Raw genomic sequence first — 11,861 nt, forward strand, 5'->3', positions numbered from 1 at the left:
ATGATTGAGTTACGCCAAGCCGCTCTAGAGATTCTGGCAATTACAGATGCGCAAATCAAAGTAGGTCGGGTCTCTCAATTATTCGACGAATATCAAGAGCGGCGGATCACCCTTAATCCCACTGTGATATTGAGTGAGCAGAATCTCGAGCTACCTGGCCGACCAAGTAAACCAGAGTTAATTCCTCCTTTACAAGTTCCTAAAAGAAGAATGGATAGCGTTGAGGGTCGGATATCTCTATTGCATTCGCTCGCGCATATTGAATTCAATGCGATCAATCTTGCTTTGGATGCTATCTGGCGTTTTTCAGGGATGCCTATCCAATACTATGAAGATTGGCTTAAGGTCGCCAAAGAAGAGTCGTACCACTTCACCATAGTGAATGAATATATTCAATCATTTGGGTTTACTTATGGCGATTTTCCTGCGCATAACAGCTTGTGGGAGATGGTTGAGAGAACCAAAGATGCTGTCATTGCCAGAATGGCGCTAGTACCGAGAACTATGGAGGCTAGGGGCTTGGATGCTGTGCCAATGATTCGTGATCGCTTTAAGCAAATTAAAGAAGTCGGCGCAGTAGAAATTCTGGAAATTATTCTTCGCGATGAAGTTGGTCATGTGGCTATTGGCAATCATTGGTTTAATTTTTTATGCACAAAAGACCAACTTTTGCCAATCTCTGCCTATAGGGATTTAGCAAAAAAATACTGCGCGCCAAAATTAAGAGGTCCATTCAATATGGAGGCACGCAGGCGTGCTGGATTTAGTGAGGAAGAGCTTAATCTGCTTGGGGTATAGTTTGTTTAATCATTATTAGGAGGGCATATGAATCCATCTCGTCGCACATTCATCGTATCGGCCGCGCTGGCTCCAGTTGCTTGTGGCGTACCTCTTGGGTATGAGCGTGGCACACCAGTTGCACAGCCTAATCCAATGCCGACAGTTCGGGCCCCACAGGTGGGTCAGGAGTGGACCTATATCAAGCGCAATGTATTTGATGGAAAAACTATTGGACTAGTTACTGAACGTGTTGCAAGCGTTAGCTCAACCATTGTGATCCAAAGGTCGATTGATGGTAATCAACTGCCCAATGAAATTCAGGGGCCTTGGGGTACGGTGCAGACTGATCCGCAATGGCCTAAGCTGGTCAGCTTTAACCCAGCCATTCCTTTATGGCCACAAGAGTTGACGGCTACTTGGAATAAGCAATTCAATACCAAATACAGCATTGGTGGCTATCCAGATGGCAAACTTGGTTGGCAGGAGTACATGAGTGCCCATGGATGGGAGCAGATCTCAGTTCCTGCCGGTACCTTCTTAACCTTGCGTTATCAGAGTTTAATTAACTATGAGAGTGAAGACGACAATAAAGTAAATTGCATTCGTAAAGAAACGGTTTGGTTTGCCCCAAGCATTGGTCGTTGGGTTGCACGCGAAACTTCTGGCTCATACATGATCCAGGGTCAGTTGGGTATGCCCAACCTAGAAGATAGTCTTCAATGGCAACTCACTTCATACAAATAAAAAACTTGCGTAGATTATTTTTAGCAGTCCTGCCAATTTTATTGGCGGGATGTATTTCTTCGCAACCTTTTCCCGAAGGCGTTAATATTGGCCAACCTATTCCTCAGCCGACAGTGCGCGCGCCGAAAGTTGGGCAAGAGTGGGTCTATCAGATTCGCAATGTATTCAATCAAGAAATTATTGATACCGTAACCGAGAGAGTTATCTCGATCGGTACGGAAATTCGCATCGCAAGATCTGGTGCGAAAGCAGGCCCCCTTCCAGATGAAATCCAATCACCGTGGGGTTATGTATTGCAAGATCCACATTGGAGCCCGCCACAAAAATTTCAGCAGGCAATTCCACTTTGGCCAGAGCAGCTTCAACCTGGCTGGAATCGATTCTATAAAACCCGCTATCAAGTTCCAGCCTATCCTAACGCTAGTTATTACTGGGGTCTGAGTGTGACGGCAGTGAGTTGGGAGCAAATTCAAGCGCCAGCTGGTAAGTTTCTGGTCCTTCGTTATCACAATGAAGCCCCGTATTTCGAGAGTAATGACCTCTTTAGGGTTCAAAACATTCGGGACGAAGATGTTTGGTTTTCACCGGAAATCGGTCGCTGGGTTATCCGCAGGGGTAGTGGACGTTACATTACTCCTGGAGTTTTCTGGTCTAACGCCTATTGGGAAGATTTTCTGCAGTGGGAGTTGGTCTCCTGGAAGTAAGCAAAGCGCTTAAAATAGGCGAATTGCTATGTATACCGTTAAAGAACTATTCCCAACCCTGCAAGGTGAAGGCACTCATGCTGGACGTGCTGCTGTCTTTTGTCGTTTTGCTGGCTGCAACCTGTGGAGTGGTCGCGAAGAAGATCGTGCCACAGCAGTTTGCCAATTTTGCGATACAGACTTTGTAGGTAGTGATGGCATTGGTGGCGGGAAATTTGAGGCCGCGAAAGAATTAGCTGATGCTATTGAAGCTGCATGGAGAAGTACTGCCGCAGGACCTCAACAACGCTATGTTGTTTTCACCGGCGGTGAGCCGCTGCTGCAGTTAGATGAAACGTTAATTGCTGCGCTTCACCAAAAAGGTTTTGAGGTTGCAATTGAGACTAATGGCACGATTCAGGTTCCAAAAGGCGTTGATTGGGTTTGCGTGAGTCCAAAAGCAGGTTCTGATTTGATTGTGCTGCAAGCAAATGAATTGAAATTGGTCGTGCCTCAGGCTGGCCATGATTCTGTAGAAAAGTTAATGGCCCGCTTTGAGAAGATGGATTATCGCAATCGCTTCTTGCAACCTATGGATGGACCAAATCTCAAAAGTAATACAGAGTTGGCGGTAGGTCTATGCCAAAAGCGTCCATTATGGAGATTGAGCATTCAATCGCATAAACTGATTGGAATTCGATAAATGGGTCAAGCCCAATTCTTTTAAGTACCAAATGACTAGTAAACAACCCGCTATCTCCATTACCCGACGCCTTGAGTTTGACTCAGGACATCGCATCCCTAACCATGATGGGCAGTGTAGGCACTTGCATGGCCATCGCTATGCTATTGAAGTGACTTTGACTGGTGAGGTAGCAGATCATCCTGGTAAAGCGGATGATGGCATGGTTCTGGATTTCGGTGACATTAAAAAACTGACTAATCAATATGTGGTCGAGCAATGGGACCATGCTTTTTTAGTCGCCAAAGAAGACGAAGGTTTAGTGGCTTTCTTAGCAACCTTACCGAATCATAAAACTGTCATCATGGAGCATGTTCCCACGGTAGAGAATCTCGCCAATGCTGCCTTTGTAATTTTGCAGCCAGTGTTTGCTAAAGCATTTGGTGGTCGCCTGCAACTTTCGGCGATCCGTCTTTATGAAACTCCGAATTGCTGGGCTGACGTACATCCTTCCTAAATGAATCAAGCTGAACTTGATCGTCAGTTTATGGAGCAAGCAATAGAGCAAGCTCAGTTAGCTGCTGCCGCAAATGAAGTGCCTGTTGGTGCGGTATTAGTGCGTGACGGCAAGGTGATATCTAAAGCGTTTAATAAGCCCATCACCAATCATGATCCAAGTGCACATGCAGAAATGTTGGCGCTAAGAGAAGCGGCAAACGCAGAAGAAAATTATCGCCTTCCAGGTAGCACCTTATATGTCACTCTAGAGCCTTGTGCGATGTGTTCTGGGGCCATTCTTCATGCAAGAGTAGATCGGGTTGTCTTTGGCGCAACAGATCCTAAAACTGGTGCCGCCGGAAGCGTTTTAGATGTATTCTCTTCAAAACAAATCAATCATCAAACCAGTGTTGAGGGTGGCGTTATGAGTGAAGAATGCGGTCAATTACTACGCAGCTTCTTTAAGGAGCGACGTTGAACTCCATTCATCTGATTGCCCCATCAGGCGCTAGCCTTGATGAGAAAAGTCCGTTGGCCGGAATTGCTTGGCTTAAGAGTCAAGGTATCTCGGTTCAGAACCCCGAGTGTGTGCAGCGTGTTCACGAGCGTTTTGCAGGCAGTGATGCTGAGCGACTAAGCGAGCTAAATCAATTGGTAGCATTAGATCCAAAACAGATTGTGATGGCAATGCGCGGAGGCTACGGCGTTCATCGCCTCCTGCCGAAGATTGAATGGGCTGCAATTGCAGCGACTGTTAAGAGTGGTTTGCAGATTTGTGGGCATAGCGACTTTACGACCTTTGAGCTTGGCCTCTTGGCCAAGACAGGCGCGATTACTTTATCTGGCCCTATGCTTAATTATGACTTTGGCAGAATGGATGAGAGCGGCTCTCCAATTGCTCCAGATGAGTTTATGTGGAAACATTTTCTGTCTGCAGTGCAAGATCGAAAACTAGACTGCGCTATTCATTCACCCCAAGCCTTCTTGGGTCAGGCAACTTCAGGGACAGTCACTGGCATGCTGTGGGGTGGCAACCTCACTGTATTGGCCAGTCTGATCGGAACGCCTTACTTACCGTCAGTAGATCAAACCAAGGGTGGTATCTTGTTCTTAGAAGATGTCAACGAGCATCCTTACCGCCTTGAGAGAACCTTGATGCAATTATTGGATGCTGGGGTGCTAAGTAATCAGGCTGCAATATTGTTGGGTGGTTTCTCGGCCTATCGTTTGTATGACAACGATAAAGGCTATACCCTTGAGCGTGCCATTGAGGTGATTCGTGATCGTCTACCAAAAGCGATTCCAATATTGACTGACTTACCATTTGGTCATCAGGCTAATAAACTGACTTTGCCTGTTGGGGCAAATGCAACTTTAGAGTTCGGCGCCACAGGTTTTAGTTTGAAATCGACTTGGTGAAAATCTCTTGAAAAGATTTGTCATTCCTATTTTTATTTTTGTAGCGCTGACTTTTATGGGGGCTGCAGTGGCAATCGAAGAGCCGAAATATTCTGTTATTGAAAAGACGCCGCCATTTGAATTGAGATCTTATGCGCCGATGATTTTGGCTGAAGTGCAGGTTGATGGAGACTTGGATGAGGCCTCAAGCCAAGGTTTTCGACTAATTGCGGCTTATATCTTTGGGCAAAATCAAGTGAGTGAAAAAATTGCCATGACTGTGCCAGTAGCGGTGGAAGAGCAGTCTAGCAAAAGCACTAAGATTGCAATGACTGCTCCCGTCAATATTGAGAGCAATGCTGGCCAATGGGCGGTTTCTTTTGTGATGCCCTCTGAATACACTATGGAAACCTTACCTAAGCCCCTTAATTCAAAGGTGAAAATAAGGCAAATTCCAGCGGTGAAAAGAGCGGTAGTAACTTTTTCTGGTTTTTATAACAGCCAAAAAGTCGCTGAAAAAACGGTAGAGCTAGAAGAGTGGATGAAGACAAAAAATCTGCAAGCAATAGGAGTGCCGAAATTTGCTCGTTACAACCCGCCTTGGTCACTGCCTTTCATGCGCCGCAATGAGATCATGATCGATGTGCGTGATTAGCCAGAAATTAGCTTAGTTTTTCGCCTCAAAACTCTTTAGTAAGAATTGTGCACCACTATCAATACCAAGTACTTTAGTAAGGGTGGGTAGCGCTTCTGCTAAATGCTTTTCAAGTGTCCATGGCGGATTAATAATGAACATACCACTAGCCTGAAGGCGACGCTCGCCAGGGGCGTTTTCAACACGTAGCTCTGTGTGAAGCCAAGAGCGTTTATGAGCGGCACAGATTTTCTTCATACGATCCGGTAGGGCAGCTGACTCTCTTCTAGAAAGGGTCGGATACCAAATCGCATAGCAACCTGTAGCAAAGCGTTGCATAGCTTCTTCAATAGCAGCCTCTAAATAGCGATAGTCCTGCTTGTCTTCATAGGACGGATCAATTAATACTAAGCCACGCCTGCTTGGAGGAGGTAGCAAGCCCTTGAGCCTGCTAAAGCTATCGGCTGCATAAACATCGATTTGCTTTGCACATTCAAGTTCATCAATATTGTGTCGAAGAATATCAATCTCTTTGGGATGAAGCTCAAATAACTTCAAGCGATCCTGAGGTCTTAAAAGCCGAGCCAGAATGAATGGGGATCCAGGATAGGTATTGAGCTCGCCATCAATATTTTCTGCCTCAATGCAGTCTAAATACTTCTGAACACTCTCTGGAATGGGGTTGCCTGCTTCTTTAAACTTCAGCAAACGAAAAATTCCCCCTTCTGCTTCTTTGCTAACGGCTGCAAAACCATCTTTTAGGCTATAAATACCAGCGCCAGCATGGGTGTCGATCATCGTCAGTGCAACAGGCTTTTCTTGTAGATAGTCCACAAGATGAATCAGCGTAAGGTGCTTTAGGATGTCAGCATGACTGCCAGCATGAAACGCATGTCGATAGCTAAACATAAAGGCTTAGTGAGATTGACTAGGTGAATTGTTAAATTGCGCTTTAACAAAAAATATTAAGGTAATGGCTACGATCGCAATAGAAACGTATTGCAAGGGCAGATTTAATTCGAGGTCCATGATTTGAGTGTAGTGCGCATATAAGGCGGCAACACCACCCAAGGCAACGAAGTGACTCCAAATACTTTTCGGTTTTAGTTGAGTTTCTGGAACGTATTGCGCGAGAACTGCGCCCAACATGCCACACCAAATACCGAAACCAGCGCCACCCAAGACATCTGTAAGCCAATGTGCACCAACAGCACTACGAGATATACCTACCAATGCAGCGACTAGAAACAGAGGCAATAGAAAGTTGCGCTTATTTTGACTGGAGACAAAATAAAGGGCGCTGGCAATCGCAAAAGCCGTTAAGGTATGGCCTGAAGGGAATGCTTTGTGGAGTAAAGGCTCGCCAATCCGATAAAAGCTGCCTTCTTCCAGCAGACCTGCTGGTCTTGGAAGGTTAAAAAGATTTTTCAGGGCTGTGCTGGTAATTGCAGAGATGGCTCCAGCAATGATTCCCGCAGTGAGTAAGCGAGGCGCCAAAAGGAGTAGTGGAAAAGCGAGTGCAAATATGCCCCAGCCATTGCCCAGAAAAGTTAGCCATGCCCAAACTGTATCGGGTAATTGCTGGGTAAAACCATTAATGAATAAAAAGCTACTATTTTGGAATTCACCAAGACAAATTGCTGCGGCAAAAGCTAATGGAGCAAGCGGTATTAACCAGGCTAATGTAGGGATCGCTTTCTTGCTCATCCAGCTTAGCGACCTTTTGCTTTATCAGCTTCTTGTAATTGGATGGCAACTTTATCCATTACTTGTGCAACCGTGATGGCTTGCATGCAGACATTATCGTGACAAGGTGTTTTGCGATGATTTGCTGCACTCACACAAGGAGAGCAAGCAAGATTCGCAGTAATTGCGATGGAGTTGCCGATTGATCCATAGAGAGCAGGTGTCTCTGGTCCAAATAGAACGACTGTTCGTAAGGGTGTTACTGCAGAGAAGTGGCCTGGGCCAGAATCGTTTGTCACCATCACATCCGAAAGCGTATAAAGCGGCGGTAATTCAGCAAAAGTAACCTGACCTGCAAAGTTCAATGCATTTTTCACATTAGCAACAGATCTCACCTTATCTACATAGACAAATTCTGCTGGTGAGCCAGTAATTAGGATTAAATCATTTGGATACCGCTGATGAACTGCTTGAATGAGCTCTGAGAAGCGTTGTTGCGCCCAACGTCGCTGCGGCAAGAGATCGCTAGCATTGGGATTAATCAGGATCAGACGATCTTTTCCATAGGTATAAGGAATGCCCGCTTCAGAGGCCTTCTGTTCAATTCGAGAAAGCACTTTTTTCATGACATCAGGGTTGATGATAGCTTGCTCGAGCTTGACTTCGGAATCGGGAATATGAATTTTGCTAAAGGGTACTTCAATCTTTTGGGCAAAAGCTGCATGGATCAGGGAGAGAAAGTTTTTAGTAATGTGAATATGCGGGTTGTAGTGCACCTTACGGGTGAGCATGAAACCACGCCACAAGCCTTCACCGTGAAAGATGTGATAGCCGACTCGACGACGAGCTCCGCAAAGACCAGTAAGTAGTGCGGTAAATCGAGAGAAGAGTTCCAGATCAATAACAGTATCAATACGATGGACTCGTGCCACGATCAAAAAGCGCAAAGTATCTTTAATTAATCCACCTAGACTTGAAGAGTCAATGGTGAAAATATTTTCTGGTTTAACGGTATTTAAGAGCGTGAGGCTGGCACGATTGCTTTTAAAGATTAAGAAAAATAATTCAGCGCCACGTGCTTGGGCATTGCGCATCGCAGGGTCAACCAAGATTGCGCTACCCATTTCTGAGAGCTCAATGAAGAGTAGTTTCTTGGGGGTCTGAGGGCCACGACTAAAAATATTTTTGACGCTGTCCATTAATGCCACCAATGGGCTCGCAATTGCACAAAGGGGGACTCCAACCCAATGATCAATAGCACGCATAGTATTGACACTAATAGTCATAGTTTTTCTCTGAAAGAATTATTTTCGTTTTAGTAAAAAGTATGCGCCTGGCAAAACAGAAATCACCGTAATTGCACCATAGCTTATAGAGGCTAATACAGTCAGCGATGGATTTACGCCCCACAGGGCTAACACGGAAGATAGGGTGGCTTCGCGCAAGCCCCATCCAGAAATGCTAATTGGCAACATTAACAAAAGACTTAAGGCTGGCAGACCAATCATTAGGCTGGAGATTGGTGCCTCAGCACCGTAGGCCTTCAGGCAAAAACCAAAAGCCAAGATGACCAAGCAGTGGATAGCGATCGCAAAGAGCGCTTGCGCAATATTCATGGGCCAAGAAAAGGCTAAGCGAATACCAGGCATAGCATTGTTCATACGCAGGCGATCGAGTAAGCTTTGTAGAAGTTGTCGGGTTGGAGTCCAGGCCAATATCAAGGCAATGAGTAGCCCTGCAAAAACCATGATAGCTACAACTGCATAGCCCAAATCTTGGCCCCAAATGGCAAGTGTTGATCCGCCCAAAATTAAACCTAAGCCGCCGAGGAGATTGTTGCCAGCTAGTCCTAAAAGACGATCCACTAAAACCATGGCAAAGCTTAGGCGAAGTTTAGGAGTGGCATGTCCTAGATCTACAGACTGATGCAGTTCTTCATCAAGCTCTTTTGTTTCGCTTAGATTGTCCGTGCTAGTGAGATGGGTTGCGGTGATAGCGCGATAGCTATCACCACCGAGTGTGCTGGGTAGACCTTGGTTGATTAGCCCACCAGCGAAATACAGTGCAATATATGTTTTGAGGCTTCCCTGAAATCCCACGCTGCGCATCAAAAATCCCCAACGTAAACCACCGCAAATAAACGCGCAGCAAATCGCTGCTGCGGCGGCAATTAACCAAGCAGGTTGCATCTTGATTTCAGAATCCAGTAGTGTGTGCCAGTCAATTCCACTGGTTGCTTTCCAAAGTAGGGCAATAGACAACAAAATGCGGATCGTTGGCCATGCGCGCTTCAGAATTGATTTCCACCCAGAGGGGGTTTTTGGGGTGGATTGGGGTAATGAACTCATAGGCGTAAGGATAATGCTTTGGGCGCCTAAGGTCTTGAATTTGGGTGAATTACTCCGCCAAGCCAGTACCTTGCCAGTTACTGCAAAGGCTAAAGTCAAATTTGGACAAGATTTGACCAAAGCGCTCAATTTCTAGGCTGTCCAAAGGCTCGCAACGCTCAAATGCGGTCTTATTTCCAACCGGAGGCGCAAAAGACATTCCGGACCAGTTCATCAGCAGAATATTTGCTCCGTGGGGCAACTGTCCAAACCAGAGATCAAATTGATCTTGTCGTTGGTCTAATACAAACACTGGAATAGGTTTGGCATACCAAGCGGCGCGACTACCTAAAGTCCAATTCTGGACAGCGATGCCATTAGCCTTAGTTGCTTCAGTTAACTGAGCGGCTTTTTCACCTGCAATTTTCCAGCCATAGAGATCAGCAATCGGATTGGATTTCACTGCTACCGTGCTAATACCACCAGACAACACATAAGCAAATCCGATGCAGCACAGCGCTACTTGCGCGATGAATAAAATTCGAATGAGATGATGGCGCTGAGTAGACCAAGCTTTGGCTAAACCGATACCAGCAAAGGGTGCAAGACAGAACCATGCTGGAGAGGTCCAATGCGGCAAGCCACCGCCACCAGAGAGACTAGTAAAAATAGCAAAAGGTATTACGAAGAACCCAAGCAATGCCAATAAAGATAGTTTGGTGCCATGGATACAGTTTTTAATGAAAAGATAAGCGCCTAAGATGACTAGTGGCCCATAGACCAAGATTTGGATTCCTAGATAAGCGCCCAATCTGCGCCAAAGCCAAGCGCTGCCAGCTCCGTGGGCTATCTGATATTTAAAAGAGATCCAATCATTTGCCCAATTCCAATAGAGTACAGGGCTAATAAATATCAGAGCAATCACTGCAGCAAACCAAAACCCAATTTTGTTAATCCAAGGTTTTCGGGGGCTGCTTAAAAAAATTAGCAGCAATGCGACTGCAGTAAATACTGCAGTGTATTTACTCAGGCCTGCTAATCCTAGTAATACTCCAGTAATGAGCCAATTAGTAAGGCTGAAGTAATCATGGGAAAGCCATCGTACAGCCATCAACATCAGACCAAGACTCAACGGTGCAAGTAATGTATCAGGCAGCAAACCAATCGCGAGTATATGGGGCATTGGTGCGGCAATGATGGCAAGTACTGCCATCAGTCCACAGATATTTGCCGAAGGAAGTGCGCTGGTGAGATAGCCAGCATTGCGCCCTTGTATGAGGTGGTGCAGTTCTAAAGTGACTTGATAAACCAAGTAACAAGAAATCACCCAGAGCAACTCTGGAACGAGTCGAATGATGCCTTCACTAGAGGTGAGCGTAACTAAAGGCCACTGAATCCAGCCAACGAGTGGGGGGTGATCAAAATAGCTCCATGCCAGATGCTGTGCATATAAGGCGTAGTGCGCTTCATCGACCGAGAATTCAATTGCAAAGCCCAGGGCAAAGTGCACGAGCGCTGCAATGCCGATGCAGATTGCGGCCCAGCTTGAAGGAGAATGTTGGCGCATGCTTTGATTTTAGACTCACTTAGGCCATTATTTGGGACAATTGATCCATGTTTAAACCTTTCCATCTTTTTCTTGTCGCCTGTATTGCTCTTGCTCTGTCTGGTTGCGCAGGGCTTGGTGGAGGCTCTGTTCAAAATGAGTCAGGACAGGCGTTCAATGTGGATGCACTGCCAGCGCAGGACGAGCTGCCGAAGTTTTCAGCGGAGACTGCACGCGAGGGTATGCCTAATGGCTGGAATTTCTATCGCATTGCACCTTATAAAAAGAATACGGTTTACCGCTTAGAAAATTACCAAGGTAAAACGGTGTTGAGTGCGAACTCTAAAACCTCTGCTTCAGGATTGGCAGTGAAATTACGCCCACGCCAGGCAAATAATTTATGGTTACAGTGGGAGTGGAAAGCATTGGCTGCAATCCCAGAGGCTGACAATGCACAAAGCTATCAAGATGATGCGCCCTTGAGAATTTTGGTCGCATTTGATGGGAATAAATCTAAACTTCCTTTAAAAGAAAAAATGACATTTGAGATGGCTAGTCTTATTAGTGGGCAAGAAATGCCCTACGCTACCTTGATGTATATCTGGTCAGGCAAGTCTCCTGTCGATACCATCATCACCAATGCACACACCTCACGCATCAAAATGATTGTGGTAGATTCTGGTTGGGATAATTTGGGTCAATGGCATCAACATCAACGCGATCTATCTGCTGACTATAAGCGGGCTTATGGCGAAGCTCCGGGTGAGGTGATTGGCATTGCTTTGCTGACGGATACCGATAACACCAAGTCTGAGACGCGCGCTTTTTATGGTGATATTGAGCTCGTTCGCAAGAATCCAAAGTAACCAGCAAACAGTTTTCA

General features: G+C 45.8%; 14 protein-coding genes. 9 read left to right on the plus strand and 5 right to left on the minus strand.

The genetic code is table 11. The features are described 5' to 3' along the window. The 8 genes from FD968_RS03025 to FD968_RS03060 are packed head-to-tail and all read left to right on the plus strand — an operon-like array spanning nt 1 to nt 5,440. Nucleotides 1–798, plus strand: coding sequence for a ferritin-like domain-containing protein (locus FD968_RS03025; RefSeq protein ID WP_215367308.1), 798 nt, complete (start codon nt 1–3; stop codon nt 796–798). 27 nt (nt 799–825) lie between these two features. After that, nucleotides 826–1,524 (plus strand): hypothetical protein, encoded by a 699-nt coding sequence (locus tag FD968_RS03030; protein WP_215367309.1) that lies wholly within the window; start codon nt 826–828, stop codon nt 1,522–1,524. 5 nt (nt 1,525–1,529) lie between these two features. Further along, nucleotides 1,530–2,228: a hypothetical protein gene (locus FD968_RS03035; RefSeq protein ID WP_251367617.1), complete on the plus strand. Its 699-nt coding sequence runs from the start codon at nt 1,530–1,532 to the stop codon at nt 2,226–2,228. Between the two features lie 28 nt (nt 2,229–2,256). After that, nucleotides 2,257–2,910 (plus strand): 7-carboxy-7-deazaguanine synthase, encoded by a 654-nt coding sequence (gene queE, locus FD968_RS03040; protein ID WP_215367311.1) that lies wholly within the window; start codon nt 2,257–2,259, stop codon nt 2,908–2,910. Between the two features lie 31 nt (nt 2,911–2,941). Then, nucleotides 2,942–3,406, plus strand: coding sequence for a 6-carboxytetrahydropterin synthase QueD (gene queD, locus FD968_RS03045; protein WP_215367312.1), 465 nt, complete (start codon nt 2,942–2,944; stop codon nt 3,404–3,406). Then, the gene (gene tadA, locus FD968_RS03050) at nt 3,407–3,865 is read left to right on the plus strand and encodes a tRNA adenosine(34) deaminase TadA (protein WP_215367313.1); all 459 of its coding nucleotides are present in this window, start codon (nt 3,407–3,409) and stop codon (nt 3,863–3,865) included. Then, nucleotides 3,862–4,806, plus strand: a complete 945-nt coding sequence (locus FD968_RS03055; protein ID WP_215367314.1) for an LD-carboxypeptidase — start codon at nt 3,862–3,864, stop codon at nt 4,804–4,806. The genes tadA and FD968_RS03055 overlap by 4 nt, the downstream gene beginning before the upstream one ends. A gap of 7 nt (nt 4,807–4,813) precedes the next feature. Beyond that, a complete protein-coding gene (locus FD968_RS03060) occupies nt 4,814–5,440 on the plus strand; it encodes a heme-binding protein (protein ID WP_251367618.1) in 627 nt (208 codons plus the stop codon). A gap of 12 nt (nt 5,441–5,452) precedes the next feature. Here FD968_RS03060 and FD968_RS03065 read toward each other — a convergent pair whose 3' ends face one another. From FD968_RS03065 to FD968_RS03085, 5 genes are read right to left on the minus strand one after another with little or no spacing between them, the layout of a single operon-like run. Further along, the gene (locus tag FD968_RS03065; RefSeq protein ID WP_215367315.1) at nt 5,453–6,328 is read right to left on the minus strand and encodes a 23S rRNA (adenine(2030)-N(6))-methyltransferase RlmJ; all 876 of its coding nucleotides are present in this window, start codon (nt 6,326–6,328) and stop codon (nt 5,453–5,455) included. 6 nt (nt 6,329–6,334) lie between these two features. Then, nucleotides 6,335–7,126: a phosphatase PAP2 family protein gene (locus tag FD968_RS03070; protein ID WP_215367316.1), complete on the minus strand. Its 792-nt coding sequence runs from the start codon at nt 7,124–7,126 to the stop codon at nt 6,335–6,337. Nucleotides 7,127–7,131: 5 nt separating this feature from the next. Next, nucleotides 7,132–8,391, minus strand: a complete 1,260-nt coding sequence (locus FD968_RS03075) for a glycosyltransferase family 9 protein (RefSeq protein ID WP_215367317.1) — start codon at nt 8,389–8,391, stop codon at nt 7,132–7,134. Nucleotides 8,392–8,409: 18 nt separating this feature from the next. Further along, nucleotides 8,410–9,453: a lysylphosphatidylglycerol synthase transmembrane domain-containing protein gene (locus FD968_RS03080; RefSeq protein ID WP_215367318.1), complete on the minus strand. Its 1,044-nt coding sequence runs from the start codon at nt 9,451–9,453 to the stop codon at nt 8,410–8,412. A gap of 49 nt (nt 9,454–9,502) precedes the next feature. Beyond that, entirely contained in the window at nt 9,503–10,999 is a 1,497-nt protein-coding gene (locus FD968_RS03085; RefSeq protein ID WP_215367319.1) for a glycosyltransferase family 39 protein, read from the minus strand. A gap of 47 nt (nt 11,000–11,046) precedes the next feature. Between FD968_RS03085 and FD968_RS03090 the strand changes: the two genes are divergently transcribed. Next, the gene (locus tag FD968_RS03090; protein ID WP_215367320.1) at nt 11,047–11,844 is read left to right on the plus strand and encodes a DUF3047 domain-containing protein; all 798 of its coding nucleotides are present in this window, start codon (nt 11,047–11,049) and stop codon (nt 11,842–11,844) included. Nucleotides 11,845–11,861 lie beyond the last annotated feature (17 nt).

The organism is Polynucleobacter sp. AP-Titi-500A-B4 (assembly GCF_018688095.1).
Taxonomy (GTDB): domain Bacteria; phylum Pseudomonadota; class Gammaproteobacteria; order Burkholderiales; family Burkholderiaceae; genus Polynucleobacter.